We start from the raw sequence: 21,438 nt of genomic DNA on the forward strand, positions 1-21,438 counted from the left end.
CATTGTTGTTTCGACCCTTTTTGAACTGCCGACGGGCGCTTGCGCGAGCGCGGCGGTTTCAAACCAAGCGCGGGCATCAGCGATCCCATTTCGGCTTGGCTTCGTCGACCGCGTCCTGGTGGTACCAGCTGTCGCTGCAGATCGAGGCGTTCGCGGGAAGCGGCGCGTGATCGGCAGGAAGGCGAGTCTCGCCATTGCGGCGTCCGGCGAGAGCTGCGCGGCCCCCGACCGGAAATTGGTAGATCGTTGCCGATCCATGACTCAGACCATTGTTCATCATTGCGATTCTCCTTGGTCGAAGCGCCTTAGCCTCCATGGTGCGCCCGACTCGTTCGATTGTGGTTACCGGAGTCCCCATATCGGCCGCGCACCCAGAATTGGAAAGTGCTGAAAAGGAAATCAGTTGCCGCCTAATTTGTGGGCAGGCGGATGTCTGCATCCCCTAAGGCAAGCTGTTGGTGACTAATGCCTGGGCCATTGCAAAGGTTGCGGGGCAGGGGCGGTCGTCTTTGCGAAAATTGCTGGACGTTGATGCGCCTTTCATCGGCAGCTTCGAGTCCGGCGTCGTCTGCTTCAGAATCGGGCGATTTCCGCGGGGTTTTTGCGCTGCAGCTACACGCGAAGGTGCGCGGCTATGACGCATATCGCAGGAGGCGGTCTGCTCACGGCAAGGCGACCTCGGCCGCGGTGGAAAACCTCCCGCACTGCGGCCTTTTGGCACGTAAAATGCTTGTAAAGGGCCGGCCGATGGTGGCCGGGTACAAAACGTTCGGGGGCCCCAGGGCCCCCAACCTTTCGCATCATCTACAGAGAGGCTCAATGACCAAGTATAAGCTCGAGTACATCTGGCTCGACGGATATACGCCGACACCGAATTTGCGCGGCAAAACTCAGATCAAGGAATTCGCGTCGTTCCCGACGCTCGAGCAGCTTCCGCTTTGGGGCTTCGATGGCTCCTCCACCCAGCAGGCCGAAGGCCACAGCTCCGATTGCGTGCTGAAGCCGGTCGCCGTCTTCCCGGACGCCGCGCGCACCAATGGCGTGCTCGTGATGTGCGAAGTCATGATGCCCGACGGCAAGACCCCGCACGCCTCCAACAAGCGCGCCACCATTCTCGACGATGCCGGCGCCTGGTTCGGCTTCGAGCAGGAATACTTCTTCTACAAGGACGGCCGTCCGCTCGGCTTTCCGTCCTCGGGCTACCCCGCTCCGCAGGGTCCGTACTACACCGGCGTCGGCTACTCGAACGTCGGCGACGTCGCTCGCAAGATCGTCGAAGAGCATCTCGACCTCTGCCTGGCTGCCGGCATCAACCATGAAGGCATCAACGCGGAAGTCGCCAAAGGCCAGTGGGAATTCCAGATCTTCGGCAAGGGCTCCAAGACCGCTGCCGACCAGATGTGGATGGCTCGCTATTTGATGCTGCGCCTCACCGAGAAGTACGGCATCGACATCGAATTCCACTGCAAGCCGCTCGGCGACACCGACTGGAACGGCTCCGGCATGCACGCCAACTTCTCCACCGAGTACATGCGCTCGGTCGGCGGCAAGGAGTATTTCGAGGCGCTGATGGCCGCCTTCGACAAGAACCTGATGGACCACATCGCCGTCTACGGCCCGGACAACGACAAGCGTCTGACCGGCAAGCACGAGACCGCGCCGTGGAACAAGTTCAGCTACGGCGTGGCTGATCGCGGCGCCTCGATCCGCGTTCCGCACTCCTTCGTCAACAACGGCTACAAGGGCTATCTGGAAGACCGCCGTCCGAACTCGCAGGGCGACCCATACCAGATCGCTTCGCAGATCCTGAAGACGATCGCGTCCGTGCCGGCCGACAAGAAGGCCGCGGCATAAGATCCTCCCGGCCCGGGCTGGGGGGCTGGCCCGGGTTGGTCTCAATCCGCCGGAGCTGCAAGGCTCCGGCGGATTTTTGCATTTGGATGACGGCCGTTCTCGTGCCCGCCGAGCTCTGGCGCGCGAAAGTTGTCCATTGCTTCTGAATGCGGGATAGAATGAGACTGGATGCGCGCGGGGCCGGGGACACGGCTGGTGTTTGAAGGCTTCTACAAGGTGAGATTTCAGCTCGGCGACGCCGTCGGCCGGAGCGTGATGCATGCCGGCAACGGCAGGATGCTCGGCGGCAATTCGGCCTTCGCCCATATCGGCACCTACGAGAAGACTGACAGTGGCGTCGACGTCGTGATCAGCACCGTCCGCCATAACCCCGATCCGAACTACCGCGCCATGGCGGGCACCGATGATGCCACCCTGCTCGCCAAGGGCTGGGCCGATGGCGACCTCTATCGCTTCAAGGGCGAACTGAAGGAGCTGCCGGGCATTCCGTTCCAGTCGGTGATGACGCCGATCACGGAGGACGAGGGGCCGATCGCCGGTGGCGTCGGCGAAGCCGGCATCGCCGATGGTCTCTACTCCATCCATCTGCGGATGCTCGACGGTCTCGACGGCGGTCTCACCGGCGTGATGCTGCTCAACCATGGCCGCATCCTCGGCGGCGATGCCGCGTTCTATTATCTCGGCAGCTACACCGCCGCGAAGGGCCGCTGGAAGGGCCAGATCCTCAACCAGGAGCACACGCCCGCCAAGGACGATCCGATTTTCGGCGGCCACGAAGTCGGCATCGGCTTCTCCGGCAGCTACGATGCGGAAGAGGCGGTGCTGGAGGCGACCGCACTCGCCGGCAAGCGCAGCCTGCGCCTGACCGCCGCACTCAAGCTGATGCACCGCGCCTGATCGGGACGGGATTCGCTCATGGAAAACATTCGCATGCTTTCGACGCTCGGCTTGATGGGCGCGATGCGCAGCCTGTCCTCCGACTTCGAGGCTGAAACAGGCATCCATGTCGATGCCGACTTCGCGCCGACCCTGGCCCTTCTGAAGCGCTTGCGCGACGGCGAGGCCGCCGATCTCGTGATCCTCACGCGCGAGGGGCTGGACGAGGTGATCGCAGAGGGCCGCGTGCTCGCGGGCGGTGCGGCCGATCTGGCACGCTCCTATGTCGGCATTGCCGTACGGGCAGGGCAGGCGCACCCCGACATCGGCAGCGAAGCAGCGTTGCGCAAGACGCTGCTTGCGGCGCGGTCCGTCGCCTATTCGCGGCTTGGCGCGAGCGGCGTCTACTTCGCCCAGTTGATCGTACGGACGGGGATCGCAGCCGAGATCAACGCCAAGGCCACGATCGTCGAGCAAGGCTTTACGGCGCAGCGCCTCGTCAGCGGCGAGGCCGATCTCGCCGTGCAGCAGATCAGCGAGCTGAAGCAGGTCGAAGGCATCGAGCTGGTGGGACCGATCCCGCACGAATTGCAGACGCCGGCGGTGTTCTCCGCCGGCCGCATGGCGAACGCAAAACATGCCGACGCAGCCGACCGCCTGCTGCGCTATCTGGCATCGCCGGAAGTCGTGCCCGTCCTGCGTCAATCGGGACTGGAGCCTTGAATTTGCCGGAACGGAGACGCAGCGTCATGTCCATGCGGACTTGTCTGGTTGCCATCCTCGTTGCACTCGCCGCGCCCCTGACTGCACATGCGCAATCGGCCGATCTCGTTCTGTGCGATCGCGTGGCGGCCGATCCCAGCGATCCCGACAAACCGGCCGACGTGAGGGGCGTCAGCGAGATCGCATCCGCCGACGTTGCGACCGCGATCAAATTCTGCAAACAGGCCGCGCCGTCCTCGCGCCGTGCGATGTTCGCGCTCGGCCGCGCCTATGCGGCCAACCGGCAGACGGCGGAGGCGATCGCTGCCTGGCGCAAGGCGGCCGACAAGGGATCGAGCGCGGCCATGGTCGAGCTCGGTGTCGCCTATGGCACCGGCTCCGGTATCGCCAAGGACGAAGCACAGGCGCGCAAACTGTTCGAGAAGGCGGCGCAATCAGGCAATCCCCGCGGCGTCAGCAACCTCGCTGCGCTCGGCGGCGCAGGTGGTGCTGCCCCGGCCGATCCCGCGCAGGCACGCGCGCTGCTCGGCAAGGCTGCCGAGACCAACGCGGAAGCGCAGTACCAGCTCGGCCTGATGCTCTCCGAAGGCGCAGGCGGTGCGAAGGACGACGTGGCGGCGCGTGTGCTGTTCGAGAAGGCGGCCGCGCAAAACCATCCCGGCGCGCTGGAGCGGATGGGAGCCTTCGCGCAGGAAGGCCGCGGCGGGCCGAAGGACAAGGACGCCGCGAAAGCCTATTACGAGCGCGCCGCCGCGCTCGGCGACGAGGATGCCAAGAAGGCGCTGGAGCGGCTGCGCTGCCCCTACGCGATCAAGGACAAGCAGGGCAAGCTCGTCACCACGCTGTGCTTCTGACCAGAGCCAGTGAGCAGAGCCAGGATTTGACGGAACCCGGCTCGCGCGTACGCCGTTGACGTCCAGACACATGGGAGCACGGACATGATCCGCAAACTGGCGTCGGGCGAATACCGCCTTTACTCACGCAAGGTGAATCCGAAAACCGGCAAGCGTCGCAACCTCGGGACCTTCAGGAGCCGTGCGGCAGCCGAGAAGCACGAGCGCGAGGTGCAGTATTTCAAGCGTCACTGACGCCTGATGAGCTTGCGGCAAACAATAAATGCGAAAACAACCCCAAGCACAGTAGCCAAGCCCTTGAAATCGCTGCTTGCGGATTAAGCGAAATGGATGGTTGACCCGTCGGGCAAAACAAGGGCATGATGGCATCGTGGCAGCGGGGGTCCCGCAAGGCCCCTGCGCGGAAAAGCCGGATGGCCGAGCTGCGGCGGCAATGCTAGGTAGCCCGCGATTCTTTTCCGATTTTGCGGGTTCATGGCGTTGCTCGACGGACTCTACAAGGTTGAATACGGCGTCAACGATGCGTTCGGGCGCAGCATCATGTGCCTGCATGACGGCAAGATGCTGGGCGGCAATTCGGGCTTCGCGCATCTTGGCACCTATGCCGAGCAGGGCGGCGAGATCGTCGCCGAGGTGATTACCGAACGGCATAACCACGATCCCAACTACAAGCCGCTGATGGGGGCGGACGTCGCCTCGATCGGGGCACGCGGCCGGCTGATCGGGAACGAGATCCGTCTTCAGGGCAGTGCGAACACGATGCCGGGCGCCAATTTCTGGGCCAATCTCACGCGGCTCGATGATGGGGCGCTGCCGCCGCGCGGCACGATCGGGCAGGGTGGCATCGCCAACGGGCTCTACGGGATGAGTCTGCGCGCGCTTGATGGTGTCGAGGCCGGCCTCTCTGGCGTGATGCTGCTGATCGACGGACGCATCCTCGGGGGCGATGCGTTCTTCTACTATCTCGGCTCCTATTCCTCGGCAGACGGCCGCTGGAAGGGCGAGATGCTGAACCAGGAGCACACGCCGGCGAAAGGTGAAAACCCGGTCTTCGGCGGCTTCGAGGTCGGGATCGGATTCTCCGGAGCCTGCACCGCGGATAGCGGCGAGCTCGAAGGCATCGCGCTCGCCGGCAAGCGCAGCCTGCGGCTGGCGGCCTCGCTCAAGCTGATGCGGCGGGCGTAGGGCGGATACAAATAAGGGCGGAGCTAGAGTCTCCTGACATGAAGCAGGCCTCACGCTTCGCCTCGACCAATGTCAGCAAAGTGCCCGGCCCGAAGCAAAATCCTCAATTCCGCTCGCTTTCTAGCGTCACCTAAGGCCTTTGGAGCCGGAGTTCTCTGGCGGCAGACGGCCGGTCACCCAAGCGCTAAACGCGGAGATTGATCAATGCCGAAGCAATACGAAACACCGGAGCAGCGTGAAAAGCGAGAGCTCGACGAGGAACTGGATCGGCAATTACAGCAAACCTTTCCCGCCAGCGATCCACCGAAAATCACTCGCGGTCCAACCAAACAAGCGGCCCGGAGTTCGACCGTCCGCAGTATCGAGGGACGGCGCTAAGGCTGCCAGACAGTCCGGGCGGATCGCGGGCCGTGCTACTGCACGCGCGGCCTGCGACCGCGCGGGCCGGCATCTGCGGGGACGGGCCCGAAGCGATCGCCGGTGATCCTGATGGACACGGGAGGACTCGTGGTCCCACCCGTGAGCGCAGGCCTCAGGTGTGCGTCGGACCTTCTATGCGGGAACGATCGTTCGATTCCGCTCCCCTGAGTTCGGCGGGAGGAACGACCAGGACGTCCACATTCAAGGACCGCAGGACTTCTTCCGTGACGCTGCCGATCAGTGCCCGAAGCAATCCGGATCGGCTGTGCGTCCCCATCACGAGCAGGTCAGGCCGCTTCTCCTCGACGGCACGGGTTATGACCTGCATGGGTCCGCCTTCGTCGATGCGAAGCGACCATCGTCGCGTGTCGAACCCATTGGTCACGAGAAAATTGGTCAGTTCCTCCATCGCTCTGTGACGCTCGCCCTCGACATATCCGCTGATGACGGCGGTGCTCGCACCAGAGCTGATCAAGCGCGTCTTGCCCATGGGGGAGAAGGCGTGGAGAAGCGTTGCTCCGTCATCTTCCAGGAGCCCGGAAGATAGAGCGACGCGAATTGCGTCGGCCGACGTTTTGGACATGTCGACCGGCACCAGAACCCGTTCATAGCGCCGCTGCGCCTCATTGTTCACCATCAGCACGGGATATCTTCCTCCGCGAATGACCCGTTCGATGGTGGTGCCTTTGACGATATCGCGCAGAAACTGCTTGCGGTGAGCCCCCATCACGATGAGATGCGCGCCGGCTGCTGCGGCCGCGCGCGATATTCCGTCGACAGGATGGCCCTTGATCACGGTCGGATAACAGCTGACATCACGCAGCTCCGACACGGCGCTGATCTGCTCGATCAGCACCCGATGTGCCTCGCGCTCTTCCATGTGGACCAGATCAGCTGGCCGATCATCATCAACGACGTGGACAAGGTGCAGCTCAGCATGCTGGGCGCGAGCCAGAAGGCCAGCCTGCCGAAGAGCGCGATGTGAGCGCGTCGAGAAATCCGTCGCAGCGACGATGTTCATGTCAGGACCTCATATTGGCCAGCGATGGCGGGAAAGCGCTACCAACGGTGGCAACTCGATTGGTTTAGGAGCGGCTTATGAAACGCGCGGACCCGCCGCGAGATATGCGCGGGCTATCGTGTGGCGATCGAAAGCAACGGTGGACGCGGCGATGCAAGATGACAAAGCACCTCCCGACGTCACCTGTTTTCATCACGAGGAATCGGTGGTGGGCGGCGCGCAAATGCCGCGCGGAATCCGTCGGGATCAAAAATCCAGATGACCATGATCCAGGCGGTCAGGACGAACAGCGCTAAAAATACCGACATGAGGAACTCCCGGCTTGGTTCAGAACCCTTGAGGTGCCGCGCCCGGGCGATGTGGAATCGCCCGGGTTACCGGCCGATCAGCAGCCGGTTCCCACAAGTTCGGTTTTGAAGCAGCTCGGTCATCATTGCCTCTGTTTGGAATCGCCTCAGCGCATCCCGCACCGCTGAAAGCTGCGGCGAATTCGCGCGCAAGCCCAGCATCATCAACGCACTAGATGTAGGCATGCGCGGCTCGAGATCAAATGCGACATTTAGCCGGCCTTGGCCGATCTGCAGAGCTGTCTGGAATCAGCGCGTGGCTTGCGAGTGAGGCCGCTGCCTCGTCCTAATTGTTCTCTGGTTCGCCGACCCGCGCACTCCGTTCGGCAGTGTCGCGAAAACGGGCTGCACCCACCAGCACCGTCAGCGCAATAGGCGTGGTCACGACGCCAAACCCCACAATCAGGATTTCATGCAACACCGGTCTGCTCTGCAGGACCGAGAAGTAGAGCATTGAAGCGACTGCAATGAAGACAGTGCCGAGCGTCGTCCCTAGCGTTGGCGCATGGACCCGTTCGTAGAATGTATTGAGCCGCAGAAGACCGAGCGAACCGATCAATGTGACGGAGGCGCCGAGTAGAAGGAGAACCGCCGTGAGGGCAGCAGCCCAGGGCGGCAATTGTTCGATGCCGTTCATTCGATCACCTCGCCGCGGAGCAGGAACTTGGCCAGCGCGACCGTGCCAACGAATCCGAAAATTGCCATGGCGAGAGCCGCCTCGAAATAGAGCGTTTCGCCGGATCGGATCCCGAACGTCAGAAGCAGCAACATCGCGTTCACGGACAATGTGTCGAAGCCCAGGACGCGGTCCTGTGCCCGTGGTCCGCGAAAGATGCGGAAAGCCCCGCAGCCGATAGCCAGTGCCAGGAGAACCTGCGCGGCAACGAGCGAGTAGAACAGCACGAGCTGGCTCATTCGAATATCTCCAGCAGATGGCGTTCGTAACGCTCCTTGATGGTGCGGACCCACTCGCCTTCATCGACGAGGTCCAGAACATGGATCATCAACGAACCTTTTTGAGCATCGAAGTTCACCCACAGCGTGCCGGGGGTCGATGTAATGATGCAAGCCAACCAGGCCAGCCCGTACGGATTGCGCATGTCGAGAGGAATGTTCACGAACCCCGACCTTCGGTCTCGCCGTCCGAAACCGAGAACGATCTGCCCAACCGCAAGATTTGACCGGATGATGTCGACCGCCACCAGTCCCAACAGTCGCAGCATGAGGCCGGGTCGTCTGAGGCGCGTGTCCGGTAACTCCAGCACGGTGAGAATCCGGCCGCCGACGAGTGCGATGACACAGCCGAGGAGAATGTGTCCGAACGTAACTGCCTGATTGAGCAGCAGCCATAGTGCGAGCAGGCAGAAGCTTACGATTGGAAACGGTAGGAAGCGTGTCATTTGCCGTCCGCCTTTCGGCTACCTTGGGCGTCGGTCTCCAGGACGTCGCCGACGTAGCCGGCCGGCGCGTGCAGGGATTGCGCCGTGGCCTGCATGAAACGGATCACGGGACCGGCCATGACCGTTTGTACCGCGCAAATGATCAGCAGGAACATGACCGGCGCCATCTCGATCACGCGCACGCGCGGCACGGTGCGATCGGGCGAGGCCCAGAAGGTGCGGATTCCCGCGCGTGCCATCGCAATCAACGTCGCGAAACCGGACAGGATCAGCACCACGAGAAGCGCCCATCCGCTGCCGGGAACGGCACCGCTCCGATGCGCGTCTGCCGGGTTGAGAGCCGCAGCGAGCAGCGCGAATTTGGCGATGAACCCGGACAGCGGCGGCAGCCCGGCGATGACCAGCGCGCAGCCGATGAAAGCGACGCCGAGCAATCCCATCGTTGCCACGATAGCGATGCCGACATCCTCTTCCGCTTCCTCAATCTCGTCGTCTTCTCCATAGGCTTCCCGGGTGACGGCGATCACGTCCGCTCCAGGTTCGCGGCCTCGCTCGATGAGTTCGACGAGAAGGAAAAACGCGCTGATGCCGAGCGTCGAGCTGACGAGGTAGAAAAGCGCGCCACTGGTGACGCCGACTTGTCCCATCCCCGTCGCGGCGAGCAAGGTTCCGGAGGATACGAGCACCGAAAAGCCGCCGAGCCGGGCGGTGTCCTGCGACGCCAATGTGCCGATCGCTCCGAATACGATCGTCGCCAATCCACCCCACAATAACCAGTCGCTGCCGAAGCCGGCCGATGCGCCGGTGCCCTCGCCGAAAAGCAACAGCGATAGTCGGAGCACGATGTACACGCCGACCTTCGTCATGATCGCGAAGATCGACGCCACCGGCGGACTGGCGGCTGCGTAGGCCGTCGGCAGCCAGAAGCTCAGGGGCCATATTCCGGCCTTGAGCAGGAAGGCGACGGCCAGCACGCCGGCACCGGCTTCGAGCAGGCCGCGGCTCTCCGCAGCGATCTGCGGCATCCGCGCCGCAAGATCTGCCATGTTGAGCGTCCCGGTGACGCCGTAGATCAGGCTGACCCCGATCAGAAACAGCAGCGAGGCCGCCAGGTTCACGACGATGTAATGCAGCCCCGCCTTCACCCTTGCAAGGCCGGAGCCGTGCAGCAGAAGGCCATACGATGCTGCCAGCAATAGTTCGAAGAACACGAACAGGTTGAAGAGATCGCCCGTGAGAAAGGCGCCGTTGAGGCCCATCAGCAGGAACTGAAACAAGGAATGGAAATGCGCACCCGCTCGGTGCCAACGGGCAAGAGAGAACACAGCCGAGGCCAACGCCAGGACGTTGGTCAGGAGCAGCATGAGAGCGGACAGCCGATCGAGAACGAGGACTATTCCGAAGGGAGCAGGCCAATTGCCCAAACGATAGACGATACTGGTTCCAGCATCGGACATTCCGAGCAAGATCACCGCGATGCAAACGAGTGCAACGGTTCCGGCGATGTTGAGGCTGGCCACGATGGCCCGGTGCCTATCTCCGTTGAGCAGCAGCATGCCGGCACCTGCCAGCAGCGGCAGGATGATTGGCGCGATGATCAGACCCGCAGCGCCGCTCACGCTTCCGGCTCCTGACCGTCCACATGATCGGTCCGTGCCAGGCCGCGCGATGCGAGGAGGACCACCAGGAACAGCGCGGTGGTCGCAAAGCTGATGACGATCGCAGTCAGGACGAGCGCCTGCGGGAGCGGATCAGCATGCTTGGCGGCATCTCCGATCTCCTTTGCGATGAGCACCGGAGCTCCGGTCCGCACGCGTCCCATGGCCACGATGAAGAGATTGACGGCGTAAGAGAGCAGCGACAGTCCGATGATGACCTGAAACGTGCGCGGCCTGAGAATGAGCCACACGCCGGACGCCGCAAGTGTACCGATACCAACCGCCAGCACGATCTCCATCAGACCAGTTCCTCCCTAGATCGCTCACCGGCCAGGCGTTGGCCGGTCTGGAGTGGAGCTCCATAACGGCGCAACGATTGATGCGCGATCGCGATGAGCATCAGCACCGTGGCGCCGACCACGAGCGAGAACACGCCGACGTCGAAGAGGAAGGCGCTGGCCATAGGAACGCGGCCGACCAGAGGCAACTCGGCATAGGCAAAGTAGGAGGTCAGGAAGGGGTATTGGACAACGCAGGCGGCGGCTCCCGTAGACCCTGCCAGCAGGAGCCCGAAGCCCATCCAACGCACCGGCAGGACGTGGAGCCGGGCTTCCACCCATGTCGTCCCGCGAGCCATGTACTGCAGGATGAACGCGGTCGCCATTGCGACGCCGGCCACGAAGCCTCCGCCGGGAAGGTCATGCCCGCGCAACAGCAGGAAGATCGCCACGACGCCGATCACCGGAAACAGCAGCCCCATCATCAGCGCGGCAGTGGCCGTCGTGTCTCTCTTGGTGTCGCCCTTCTGCCGATCTGGATGCGCTTCGTCGTGGGTATCCTGAGCATGCTGCTGTTCGGGGATGGGAATGCTCTCGGGCGCCGGACGGAAGCGGCGCAAGAGCGCGTAGACGGTCAGTGCAACGACCGCAAGCACCGTGATCTCACCCAACGTATCGAATCCGCGAAAGTCCACCAGGATGACGTTGACCACGTTGGTTCCGCCACCTTTCGAATACGCGTTTTCGACGAAGTATCGCGAGATGCTGTCGGTATCCGGGAGCTGCATGGCCGCCAGCGCGAGCGTGGCCAGCCCGATCCCGACGAGGAGCGCGATGACAAAGTCACGGACGCGATGCCATCGAATCCTGCCGGATGCCTTGGAGTTGGCTGGCGAAACGCGTTTCGGCAACCATCGCAAGCCGAGCAAGAGGAGGACCGTCGTGACCGTCTCGACGACGATCTGCGTCAGCGCAACATCGGGAGCGGACAGCCACACGAAGCTGACGCAGGTCACGAGACCGGCGGTCCCGAGTAGTATCAGCGCGACGACGCGATGGAATTTCGCCTGGACCGCAGCGCCGATAGCGCAAGCGGCGCCGACCGCCCAAAGCAATCCAAAGACGAGGTCGAATTCGGGGCCCAGAGGGTTCGCCAGCATGATGCCGCGTGAATAGAGGGGTAGCAGGGCAGCGAGGAACGCTGTGCCAGCCAGGACCCGCAACTGTGGCTGGAGATGTCTCGTCCCGAGATTGCTCGCAAGCCATCGTGCGAGGCGCCAGGACAATGCCACCATCATCCAGTCAAAAACCCGCTTGCCGCTGAAGCGGCTGAGCAAGGGTGGTCCCTCGTGGGTGAGCAGGTAGGAGCGCAGCATCGCATAGACGGCCACCCCACCGACCATTGCGAGGATGCTCATCAGCAGCTCGGGGGTAAAGCCGTGCCATATCCTCAGACTGTATTCCGGCATCTTGGAGCCGAGAACGGCTTGAGCTGCAGTATCGAGAAGGGGTGCAACGGTTAACGAGGGGGCGATACCGACGACGACACATGCGAGCACGAGAAGCTCGGCCGGAAATCGCATCAGGAGCGGGGGCTCGTGAGGCGTGCGTGGAAGGCCGACCGGAGCGGGGCCGAAGAACACGTCGCGAATGAACCGCAACGAATATGCAACGCTGAAAGTGCTCGCGGCGGTGACGATATAGGGAAGCGCTCGATCGACGAGCGAGTTGTCATGGATCTCGATGGTTTCGGCGAAAAACATTTCTTTGGAAAGGAATCCGTTCAGCAACGGCACGCCCGCCATCGAGCCGGCGGCGACCATCGCCAAGGTCGCCGTGATCGGCATGAATGCCCATAGACCGCTCAAGCGGCGAATGTCGCGCGTGCCGGTTTCGTGATCGATGATGCCCGCGGCCATGAACAGCGACGCCTTGAAGGTGGCATGGTTCATGATGTGGAAGATGGCCGCGATCTGCCCAAACGGCGTATCGAGCCCGGTCAGGAGCGTGATCAAGCCGAGATGGCTGATCGTCGAGTAAGCCAGGAGCCCCTTCAAATCCTGTTGGAACACGGCGAGAAACGCGCCCAGGAGAAATGTGATCAAGCCCGCCGATCCTACCAGCCACAACCACTCGTTCGTTCCACCGAGAGCCGGCCAGAGCCTGACCAAAAGGAATACCCCGGCCTTCACCATGGTTGCCGAATGGAGATATGCGGATACGGGCGTTGGAGCCGCCATCGCGTGCGGCAGCCAGAAATGAAACGGAAACTGGGCGCTCTTGGTCAGAGCTCCGAGCAGGATCAGCACGAGTGCGGGGACATAAAGCGCATGCGCGCGGATCACGTCTCCGGAAGCCAACACCTTGTCCAGGTCATAACTGCCGACGATGTGACCGATGAGCAGCACGCCGGCGAACAGGCAAAGTCCACCCGTCGAGGTGATCACCAGCGCCATTCGCGCGCCGTCCCTTGCAGCCGAATTATGATGCCAGTAGCTGATCAGCAAAAACGAAAACAAGCTGGTCAGCTCCCAGAAGAACACCAGCTGCAGCAGGTTGCCGGAAAGCACGATCCCCAGCATGGCCCCCATGAACGCGAGCAGGAGGGAAAAGAAGCGCGGAACGGGATCGCTGGGCGACATGTAATAGCGGGCATACAGCACCACCAGAAAGCCGATTCCGGTGACCAGCATGGCGAAGGCCCATGCGAAGCCGTCAAGTCTCAGCACAAACGCGAGTCCGAGCTCGGCAACCCACTCCGTTCGCCATCCGATGACGCCGCCATTCGTCACGCCAGGATAAGCCGTGGCTGTGAGGACAAATGCAGCAAGTGCGACGCCTCCGGCGAGCCACGCCTCGGCGTTGCGCGCATTGACCCGCAAGAGAGCCGCAATAAAACTTCCGACGAAAGGAAGGATGAGAACGGCAAGGAGGAACATCGCGTTCGCTGCCCAAACTGCAAAGTGGAGGATGTGTTTCGCTGGCCCGATTGCTTAGCCGAGGCAGATAGATATCTCCACCGCTAGATTGGCGGTGTTGTGGTGGCTGAGTGAGAAGCCGCTATCCTGCCTGGAACCACTCCCGAGGCAACCGCTCTGCTGCCGGCGACATCCTGTCGCTTCGATCGGAAGGGCCACGCGCCGGCTTGACGTGAATGTGAGCCGCAGTTTTGACCGGAGATGGTTATAGTTCGGGTCGTCCACAGTGGAACAACGAATGGCGGCACGCGCGATACTTCGCGTTGCGCACCGCTGTGCGGTTTCGCCGCAATGTTATCATCGCGCCTTGGTGCGTAATGTCGTGTCCTGCGAGGCGCGCGGCCTCACGCCGAGGTGTTTTTCGCAGAGCGGGCCGAACGCTCCGACCGAAGCGACGAAAAGACTCTTGGTCAGCCCAGAGGACGCAGGGGCGGGCGTCGCTGCAGGAGGTCATATCCGCAGGGCGGACAGCCGTGCGACGAGGAATTCGATGGCGGCGCGTACCCGTCGAGGCATCGCGCCCGCTCCTCGCTTGGGCCAGACAATCTGTAGCGGGATAGGCGGCGGCTCGTGGCCGACAAGGATTTGCTCGACCATCCCCTGATCGATGAGCCTGCGAACCTGCCAGAGCGGAGCGAGCCCGATGCCGAGGCCGGAGGCTACGGCAGCGTTGCGCGCTGCTGCACTTTCCGACCGAAACCGTCCATGAACTTCGACGCGCCGCCTCTTGTCACCGAAGGCCCATCGGTCGTCGTCGCTCGCGCGCAACACGCACTCGTGGTCGGAAAGGTCTCGCGGATTCTCGGGACGTCCATGAGCGGTGAGATAGGCCGGTGAAGCGAACACGGCCCAACTCAGTCCACCGAGCTGCCGAATCCGCAAATTCGAGTCCGGCAGGTTGCCGATGCGGACGGCAAAATCGAGCTTCTCGGCGACGAGATCGACACGCTCATCGGACAGCACAAGTTCGAGGTCGATCTCCGGATTCCGCGTGAGGAATTGACTCAGGATGGGAGTCACGTATTCGGGGCCGAACAGGCTCGACGTGCCCACGCGGATGGTACCGGCAAGCCGCCGGTCGCTGGCAAGCAGGTCTTCACGCGCAGCGTCGATGGTCGTGAGCGCGAAGCGGATGCGGCCGGCAAATTCGAGACCCGCTTGCGTCGGATGCAGGCGCCGCGTCGTTCGCGAGACCAGCTCCATGCCAAGATCGCCTTCAAGTCGCGCAAGCGAACGGCTGACCGACTGCAGCGATCGGCCAAGGCGCGTTGCCGCGGCCGTCAGGCTGCCCTCGTCAATGACGGCCAGAAATACCGCGTAATCAGCAAGCGAGGCCAGCGAGGATCTCCCAATAAGTGAGATAATCTATCCACATTTGCGGTTATTATCATCACAAGTGAGATGTGTTGTGAATGGGCTCGCAATGAGGAGGACCATTCCATGACGAACCCAGACAATCGCGCGGCAAAAGCCGCTCTGGCGGCCTTGACCCCTCTCTACGGCGATCCGATCACGCTTGATGAGGCGACGCGCGTGGCCGATGCGGCGCGTGCCGAGGCGGAACGTCACGGCTGGCCCATGGTGATCGCCGTCACTGACAGCGGCGGCCATCTCGTCCTGTTGTATCGCCTCGATCAGGCGCAGCATGGCAGTGTGCTCGTGGCGCAGCAGAAGGCGAAGACGGCCGTCGACTTCAGGCGGCCGACCGGGGCATTCGAATCTGCGCTGGCGGATGGCGGCCTTCACTGGCGGCTGCTTGGCATGACCAACCTGATGCCTCTGGAGGGCGGGCTTCCGATTCTGCGCGACGGCAGGGTGGTCGGGGCGATCGGAGTCTCGGGCATGCAGTCGACCCAGGATGCGCAAGCCGCCTCGGCAGGTCTTGCGGCCTTCGGTGCCTGATGGCTCCGGCGCCGACCACGGCGGGCCACGCGGCTCCGTGCAGACGACAATGGCGGAATTCCGTACCCCGCCGGGCTTCCCCTTGGGGGCGGCATGGCCTATGACGCTGCAACGCAAAAATCCCCAAAAAAGACCTCATGATCCGCCTCGACAACGTCAGCAAGCAAGCCGGCCACCAGATCCTGTTCATCGAAGCTTCCGCCGCCCTAAATAAGGGCGAGAAGATCGGCCTCGTCGGTCCGAACGGTGCGGGCAAGACCACATTGTTCCGGATGATCGCCGGAGAGGAACTGCCCGACGAGGGCCAGGTCTCGACCGACCGCGGCATCACCATCGGCTATTTCAACCAGGACGTCGGCGAGATGAGCGGCCACAGCGCCGTTGCCGAGGTGATGAACGGCGCAGGTCCCGTCAGCGAGGTCGCGGCCGAGCTGCGTGAGCTCGAGGCTGCCATGGCCGATCCTGACAAGGCCGACCAGATGGACGAGATCATCACCCGTTACGGCGAGGTGCAGCACCGCTTCGAGGAGCTCGACGGCTACGCACTGGACGGCCGCGCGCGCGAAGCGCTGTCCGGTCTCGGCTTCAGCCAGGAGATGATGGACGGCGACGTCGGAAAACTCTCCGGCGGCTGGAAGATGCGCGTGGCACTGGCCCGCATTCTCCTGATGCGCCCCGACGTCATGCTGCTCGACGAGCCGAGCAACCATCTCGACCTCGAAAGCCTGATCTGGCTGGAAAAATTCCTGCACGACTACGAAGGCACGCTGCTGATGACCTCGCATGACCGCGAGTTCATCAACCGCGTGATCTCCAAGGTGATCGAGATCGATTCCGGCTCGCTCACCACCTACACCGGCGACTACGAATTCTACGAGCAGCAGCGCGCGCAGAACGAGAAGCAGCAGCAGGCCCAGTTCGAGCGCCAGCAGGCCATGCTCGCCAAGGAGATCAAGTTCATCGAGCGCTTCAAGGCGCGCGCCTCTCACGCAGCTCAGGTGCAGAGCCGGGTCAAGAAGCTCGACAAGATCGAGCGCGTCGAGCCGCCGCGCCGGCGCCAGAGCGTGGCATTCGACTTTCCGCCGGCGCCGCGCTCGGGCGAGGACGTTGTGGCACTCAAGAACGTGCACAAGGGCTACGGCTCAAAGCGCATCTATGACGGACTCGATTTCATGATCCGTCGGAGGGAGCGCTGGTGCGTGATGGGCGTCAACGGCGCCGGCAAGTCGACGCTACTCAAGCTCGTCGCGGGCGCGAGCGAGCCTGATGAGGGCACGGTGGCGGTCGGCGGCAGCGTCAAGTTGGGTTATTTCGCCCAGCACGCCATGGATTTGCTCGACGGCGAGCGCACCGTGTTCCAGTCGCTGGAGGATCAGTTTCCGACGGCGGGGCAGGGATCCTTGCGCGCGCTTGCCGGCTGCTTCGGCTTCTCCGGCGACGACGTCGAGAAGCGCTGCCGGGTGCTGTCGGGCGGCGAGAAGGCGCGGCTGGTGATGGCCAAGATGCTATTCGACCCGCCGAACTTCCTGGTGCTGGACGAGCCGACCAACCATCTCGATCTCGCCACCAAGGAAATGCTGATCACGGCGCTGTCGGATTTCGAGGGCACCATGTTGTTCGTCTCGCATGACCGGCATTTTTTGGCGACGCTGTCGAACCGCGTGCTGGAGCTGACGCCGGAGGGCATCCACCAGTTCGGCGGCGGCTACACCGAATATGTCGCGCGGACCGGGCAGGAGGCGCCGGGGTTGCGGTCGTAATGGTGGGCGGTAGCCCGGATGGAGCGCAGCGTAATCCGGGTTCGTGCCGCGCGGGCGATCGTGCGAGTAAATAGTCGGTTGCCGGATTACGCTTCGCTCCATCCGGGCCTACAACCAGATCGAGAGATTTGCAATCGGTTCCCGCACTTGAATACGCCTGACGTGGTCGCTACGCTTTCGCATAAAAGGAGCGATCACCATGAAACAACTGCGGATCGGCGACATCACCATCGATGCGGTGATCGAGCGGGAGGGGCCGTGGCGCCGGCCGCAGGATTTCTTCCCGGCCTATGACGAGGCCGTGTTCGCTCGCCATCTGCCGACGATGGAGCCGGAGGTGTTCGACGCCGCGCGCGGCATGATGGTGATCACCTATCAGACCTTCGTGGTGCGCACGCCGCGCTACACTATTTTGGTCGACACTTGCACCGGCGAGGACAAGGGCCATCCGCCGCCGTTCGATTTCCCCGGCAAGGAGCGCTGGCGCAACGAATTGTTCGCGCTCGGCATCTCGTTCGAGCAGATCGACTACGTGTTCTGCACGCATCTTCATATCGACCACACCGGCTGGAACACGACCTTGCGCGACGGCCGCTGGGTGCCGACGTTTCCGAACGCAAAATACGTCTTCCACAAGGGCGAGTACGCGGCCTGGGAGGCCGAGCACGCCAAGGGGAGCAATCCGCCCGGCACCGTGTTTCGCGACAATTGTCTGCCTATCGTGGAAGCGGGGCAGGCGCTGCTGGTCGACGACGACTACGCGCTCGACGACACCGTCACGCTGACGCCGACGCCTGGGCATTCGCCCTGTCATTGCTGCGTGAACATCTTTTCGAAAGGCCAGCGCGCGGTGGTCGCGGGTGATCTCATGCATCACCAGATCCAGTGCCGCGAGCCGGATTGGTCGGCGAGGCCCGATTGGGATCCGAAGCAGTCGGCGGTCTCGCGGCGAAAATTCTTCGCGTCCGTGGCGCACACCGACACGCTGATCCTGCCGGTGCATTTTCCGGCGCCGACGGTGGGATGGATCAAGCCACTCGGCGGGGCGTTCGACTATCGGTTCAAGAGGGACTAACTCCCTCCGTCATGGCCGGCCTGTCCCGGTCCACGATCTTTCGCGCAGTGCGAAGAACGTGGATGCCCGGGACAAGCCCGGGCATGACGAGTTCGTGGAGCGATTGTTCGCTAAGGAAGCAGCGCCTTACGCGCCGACTTCGCACTTCTTCATAAAACTGTTCTTGGCGGCGCCGGCGAGCGGCTTACCGTCGGCGCTGACGGCCTTGGGCGTGCAGGCGTCGGCCTTGCACTTCTTCAGGAACGAGGTCTTGGCGGCGCCGGCCAGCGGCTTGCCGTCCTTGCCGACGGCCTTGCTCTCGCAGGTTTCTTGCGCGAAGGCCGAGCCCGCCGCAAAGGTGGCGACGATCGCAGCCAGGAAAATCCGCTTCATCATGGGTGTCTCCCTAAACCAGAAATGGCGGATGGATTGGAACCGGGAATCGTGGCGCAATCAAGCAGGATGATGGCCTGTCGTCCGGTCCGCCCGGCGATTTTTGCAGTGGGAGTTCGGTCGGCCTGCAGCCTGTTGCAGTGCTCGCTGACGGCGGTGGGCCAGCCTGCTAGGCTTGGCCAGCTTAGCTGGACGGAGCATCGTGATGGACGCCGTGATCCCGAAACACCAGGAAGCCGCCGACCAGCACTCTCACCTGGTTCGGCCTCAAGAGATGGAATGGCAGACAACGCGCTTTCCGGGATGCGAGGCCAAGACGCTGCTATTCGACCGCCGCACGGGTCTGATGACCGCCTTGATGCGCTTTGCGCCGGGATCGGTGCTCCCCGACCACGAGCATGTCGGCATCGAGCAGAGCTACGTCATCGAAGGCGCGCTCGTCGACAAGGAGGGGCCGGCCAAGGGGATCGCCTGCAAGGCCGGCGAATTCATCTGGCGCGAGGCCGGCAGCCGGCACGCCGCCTGGTGTCCGGACGGGGCCCTGATCCTGGCGATCTTCCAGGTGCCGAACAAGTTCTTTGAAGCCGACGGCCGCGTCGTCGACGCCGCCGGTCAGGATTGGAACGAAACCTGGGGACACGCCGGCGCGCAGCGTTGAGTGAGTCCTGTAGCCCGGATGGAGCGCCGCGTAATCCGGGGCCAGACCACCGCATCGCTCGACCGCCCACGTGGCAGGAATCCCGGATTTCGCTGCGCTCCATCCGGGCTACGGATGACCCACCTCGTGGCAAGCCCTATGCGCCACGCATCAGCAGCGCTTTGAAGTCGGCCCGCGCGCGCTGCGCCTCGGCGCGCGCGACGTCTGAGGCATCGCCCATGCCGAAATAGCCGTGGATCAGGCCGGGGCCCTCATGGTGCTTCACGCGCACCCCGGCGGCCTCGAGCGCCCGTGCATAGGCCGCGCCTTCATCGCGCAGGGGATCGAACCAGGCGGTGGTCACAATTGCGGGTGCGACACCTGCGAGAGATCCCGCGCGCAGCGGCGAGACGCGCCAGTCCGCAGCGTGGCTCGGATCGGCGAGATAATGGCCGAAAAACCATTCCATCGTCGCACGCGTCAGGAAGTAGCCCTCGGCATTCTCGTCACGCGAGGGATAGCGCGCGTTCTCGCGCGCATCGGCATAGCCGCCGAGGACGTCGGTCACGGGATAGACCAGCAGTTGCGCGGCGAGCTTGATGCCGGCGTCGCGGCAGGCGATTGCGGTGGTCGCCGCGAGATTGCCGCCGGCGCTATCGCCGGCAACGCCGAAGCGTTTTGCGTCGCCGCCAAATTCCGCGACGCGGGTGAAGATGTCGCTCACAGCCGCGAAGGCGTCCTCGAACGCGCCGGGAAAGCGCGTTTCAGGCGGGCGGCGATAATCGACGGAGACGACGACCGCGCCGGTCTCGATCGCGAGGTTGCGCCCCTGCCGGTCGTGGGTCTCGAGGTCGCCCGCGACCCAGCCGCCGCCATGGAAGAACACCACGGTCGGCGCGGGCGTGGTGCCGACGCGGTAGACACGTGCGTCGAGCGGGCTGGCGCCGCCTTTCACCTTGATGTCCTGGACGCTATCGACAGGCGGTGGCGGGATGGCGGCGCGCGAGGCAGCCAGTTGGCGCAAGGAATCGCGGGCGCTCTGTGGCGTCATGACCGTGGGATCGCGCATCGGCATGAGCGGAATGATCTGGGCGATGACAGGGTCAAGTGGCGCGGCCATGGCGGCTCCTCCAGGGTTCTTGGTCTTGCTTGCGGGTTAGCATAGATTTTGCCCGCCGCATCGGCAACGGGCAGTGTGCCGCAACGCCGGATGAACGGGCAGGAGGTTTCACGAGTGGAATTCGAAACGCTGGTTCAGTCGCGCCGCAGCGTGCGTGGCTTCAAGAACGAGCCGGTGCCGCGCGCGGTGATCGAGGCGATCATCGAGAGCGCCAAAACGCGCGCCATCGTCGATGAACACCCAGCCCTGGCATGTCCACGTGCTGACCGGCACGCCGCTCGAAGAGGTCCGCCGCCGCAACATGGAGGAGATGGTCGGCGGAGCCAAGGTCAAGCGCGACATCATCAGTCACGGCGAGTACCAGGGCGTGCACCGCACGCGGCAGGTCGACGTCGCCAAAAAACTGTTCGGCGCGATGGGGATCGCGCGCGACGACAAGCCGATGCGGCAGGATTGAGTGCTGCGTGGCTTCCGCCAGTTCGACGCGCCGGTCTCGCTGGTCTTGACCCACGACCGCGTGCTCGATCCCGGCGCGGTCTGCCATTTCGATCTCGGTGCGCTCTGTTACGGCATCGTGCTCGCAGCGTGGGATCGCGCCTCGGCTCGGTCATCAACGGTCAGGGCATCATGCGCTCCGACATCGTGCGTGAAGTCGCGAAGATTCCGGAGGACGAGGTCATCATGACCTGCGTCGCGATGGGCTACCCCGACGACGGCTTTGCTGCGAACGCCGTTCGCTCGGACCGCGAGCACAATGGAGAGTTCGTGCGTTACGTGGGTTTTGCCGATTAGCACGACGAAGAGGAGATTATTCTCTAGCAATTTTTTTTGGTGCGGAGTCCTCGGCGGCCTCTTGCAATCTCAAAGGTGCGGGAGGAACAATATGCAGACTGTGAGGTTTGTTGCTGGCGCGAGGGAATTGACATGCGGCGGCTGGCTAGCCTGGTACGGCGGTTCTTCGGTCCGCGAATGCGGCAC

23 protein-coding genes and 1 pseudogene are annotated in these 21,438 nt (G+C 63.3%); 12 read left to right on the top strand and 12 right to left on the bottom strand.

Annotated elements, in window-relative coordinates:
• Positions 1–76 precede the first annotated feature (76 nt).
• The gene (locus IVB26_RS19225; RefSeq protein ID WP_247966942.1) at positions 77–280 is read right to left on the bottom strand and encodes a DUF2735 domain-containing protein; all 204 of its coding nucleotides are present in this window, start codon (positions 278–280) and stop codon (positions 77–79) included.
• A gap of 539 nt (positions 281–819) precedes the next feature.
• On the opposite strand from IVB26_RS19225, the gene IVB26_RS19230 reads away from it, so the two are divergent.
• From IVB26_RS19230 to IVB26_RS19260, 7 genes are all read left to right on the top strand, one after another.
• The gene (locus tag IVB26_RS19230) at positions 820–1,854 is read left to right on the top strand and encodes a glutamine synthetase beta-grasp domain-containing protein (protein WP_246929930.1); all 1,035 of its coding nucleotides are present in this window, start codon (positions 820–822) and stop codon (positions 1,852–1,854) included.
• 195 nt (positions 1,855–2,049) lie between these two features.
• Positions 2,050–2,751, top strand: a complete 702-nt coding sequence (locus IVB26_RS19235; protein ID WP_247973214.1) for a GrlR family regulatory protein — start codon at positions 2,050–2,052, stop codon at positions 2,749–2,751.
• Between the two features lie 18 nt (positions 2,752–2,769).
• A complete protein-coding gene (locus tag IVB26_RS19240) occupies positions 2,770–3,453 on the top strand; it encodes a substrate-binding domain-containing protein (RefSeq protein ID WP_247966943.1) in 684 nt (227 codons plus the stop codon).
• Between the two features lie 32 nt (positions 3,454–3,485).
• Positions 3,486–4,307 carry a tetratricopeptide repeat protein gene (locus IVB26_RS19245; protein WP_247973215.1) on the top strand — a complete coding sequence of 274 codons (822 nt, stop codon included), beginning with the start codon at positions 3,486–3,488 and terminating at the stop codon, positions 4,305–4,307.
• 84 nt (positions 4,308–4,391) lie between these two features.
• On the top strand, positions 4,392–4,541 hold the full coding sequence (locus tag IVB26_RS19250; RefSeq protein WP_007591825.1) for a hypothetical protein: 150 nt from the start codon (positions 4,392–4,394) through the stop codon (positions 4,539–4,541).
• Between the two features lie 246 nt (positions 4,542–4,787).
• Positions 4,788–5,492 carry a hypothetical protein gene (locus tag IVB26_RS19255; protein WP_247973216.1) on the top strand — a complete coding sequence of 235 codons (705 nt, stop codon included), beginning with the start codon at positions 4,788–4,790 and terminating at the stop codon, positions 5,490–5,492.
• A 204-nt stretch (positions 5,493–5,696) separates the two neighbouring features.
• On the top strand, positions 5,697–5,870 hold the full coding sequence (locus IVB26_RS19260; protein WP_247966944.1) for a hypothetical protein: 174 nt from the start codon (positions 5,697–5,699) through the stop codon (positions 5,868–5,870).
• Between the two features lie 154 nt (positions 5,871–6,024).
• On the opposite strand, the gene IVB26_RS19265 is transcribed toward IVB26_RS19260, so the two are convergent.
• From IVB26_RS19265 to IVB26_RS19300, 9 genes are all read right to left on the bottom strand, one after another.
• Positions 6,025–6,933, bottom strand: a complete 909-nt coding sequence (locus tag IVB26_RS19265) for a universal stress protein (RefSeq protein WP_247966945.1) — start codon at positions 6,931–6,933, stop codon at positions 6,025–6,027.
• 179 nt (positions 6,934–7,112) lie between these two features.
• Positions 7,113–7,241 carry a hypothetical protein gene (locus IVB26_RS43000; RefSeq protein WP_256468841.1) on the bottom strand — a complete coding sequence of 43 codons (129 nt, stop codon included), beginning with the start codon at positions 7,239–7,241 and terminating at the stop codon, positions 7,113–7,115.
• 325 nt (positions 7,242–7,566) lie between these two features.
• Positions 7,567–7,917 carry a monovalent cation/H(+) antiporter subunit G gene (gene mnhG / locus IVB26_RS19270; RefSeq protein ID WP_247966946.1) on the bottom strand — a complete coding sequence of 117 codons (351 nt, stop codon included), beginning with the start codon at positions 7,915–7,917 and terminating at the stop codon, positions 7,567–7,569.
• Complete coding sequence (locus tag IVB26_RS19275) at positions 7,914–8,195, bottom strand: K+/H+ antiporter subunit F (protein ID WP_247966947.1); 282 nt, start codon at positions 8,193–8,195, stop codon at positions 7,914–7,916. Before IVB26_RS19275 ends, mnhG begins: the two co-directional genes overlap by 4 nt.
• The gene (locus IVB26_RS19280; RefSeq protein ID WP_247966948.1) at positions 8,192–8,680 is read right to left on the bottom strand and encodes a Na+/H+ antiporter subunit E; all 489 of its coding nucleotides are present in this window, start codon (positions 8,678–8,680) and stop codon (positions 8,192–8,194) included. The genes IVB26_RS19275 and IVB26_RS19280 overlap by 4 nt, the downstream gene beginning before the upstream one ends.
• Positions 8,677–10,236, bottom strand: coding sequence for a monovalent cation/H+ antiporter subunit D (locus IVB26_RS19285; RefSeq protein WP_247973217.1), 1,560 nt, complete (start codon positions 10,234–10,236; stop codon positions 8,677–8,679). The genes IVB26_RS19280 and IVB26_RS19285 overlap by 4 nt, the downstream gene beginning before the upstream one ends.
• Positions 10,237–10,295: 59 nt before the next feature.
• Positions 10,296–10,637: a Na+/H+ antiporter subunit C gene (locus tag IVB26_RS19290; RefSeq protein WP_247966949.1), complete on the bottom strand. Its 342-nt coding sequence runs from the start codon at positions 10,635–10,637 to the stop codon at positions 10,296–10,298.
• Positions 10,637–13,555 (bottom strand): monovalent cation/H+ antiporter subunit A, encoded by a 2,919-nt coding sequence (locus tag IVB26_RS19295; RefSeq protein WP_247966950.1) that lies wholly within the window; start codon positions 13,553–13,555, stop codon positions 10,637–10,639. Before IVB26_RS19295 ends, IVB26_RS19290 begins: the two co-directional genes overlap by 1 nt.
• A gap of 489 nt (positions 13,556–14,044) precedes the next feature.
• Entirely contained in the window at positions 14,045–14,959 is a 915-nt protein-coding gene (locus IVB26_RS19300) for a LysR family transcriptional regulator (protein WP_346732889.1), read from the bottom strand.
• Between the two features lie 75 nt (positions 14,960–15,034).
• On the opposite strand from IVB26_RS19300, the gene IVB26_RS19305 reads away from it, so the two are divergent.
• From IVB26_RS19305 to IVB26_RS19315, 3 genes are all read left to right on the top strand, one after another.
• Positions 15,035–15,496: a GlcG/HbpS family heme-binding protein gene (locus tag IVB26_RS19305; RefSeq protein WP_247966951.1), complete on the top strand. Its 462-nt coding sequence runs from the start codon at positions 15,035–15,037 to the stop codon at positions 15,494–15,496.
• A gap of 137 nt (positions 15,497–15,633) precedes the next feature.
• On the top strand, positions 15,634–17,256 hold the full coding sequence (locus IVB26_RS19310) for an ABC-F family ATP-binding cassette domain-containing protein (RefSeq protein WP_247966952.1): 1,623 nt from the start codon (positions 15,634–15,636) through the stop codon (positions 17,254–17,256).
• A gap of 199 nt (positions 17,257–17,455) precedes the next feature.
• Entirely contained in the window at positions 17,456–18,331 is an 876-nt protein-coding gene (locus IVB26_RS19315) for an MBL fold metallo-hydrolase (protein WP_247966953.1), read from the top strand.
• Positions 18,332–18,457: 126 nt separating this feature from the next.
• Here the strand turns inward: IVB26_RS19315 and IVB26_RS19320 are convergent, their stop codons facing one another.
• A complete protein-coding gene (locus IVB26_RS19320) occupies positions 18,458–18,706 on the bottom strand; it encodes a hypothetical protein (RefSeq protein ID WP_038970146.1) in 249 nt (82 codons plus the stop codon).
• A 202-nt stretch (positions 18,707–18,908) separates the two neighbouring features.
• On the opposite strand from IVB26_RS19320, the gene IVB26_RS19325 reads away from it, so the two are divergent.
• Positions 18,909–19,361 (top strand): cupin domain-containing protein, encoded by a 453-nt coding sequence (locus IVB26_RS19325; protein ID WP_247966954.1) that lies wholly within the window; start codon positions 18,909–18,911, stop codon positions 19,359–19,361.
• A gap of 136 nt (positions 19,362–19,497) precedes the next feature.
• Here IVB26_RS19325 and IVB26_RS19330 read toward each other — a convergent pair whose 3' ends face one another.
• The gene (locus IVB26_RS19330) at positions 19,498–20,460 is read right to left on the bottom strand and encodes an alpha/beta hydrolase (protein WP_247966955.1); all 963 of its coding nucleotides are present in this window, start codon (positions 20,458–20,460) and stop codon (positions 19,498–19,500) included.
• 114 nt (positions 20,461–20,574) lie between these two features.
• Here IVB26_RS19330 and IVB26_RS19335 point away from each other — a divergent pair.
• A pseudogene (locus IVB26_RS19335) lies at positions 20,575–21,252 on the top strand (nitroreductase).
• Positions 21,253–21,438 lie beyond the last annotated feature (186 nt).

The sequence above is a fragment of the Bradyrhizobium sp. 195 genome (assembly GCF_023101665.1).
GTDB lineage: Bacteria > Pseudomonadota > Alphaproteobacteria > Rhizobiales > Xanthobacteraceae > Bradyrhizobium.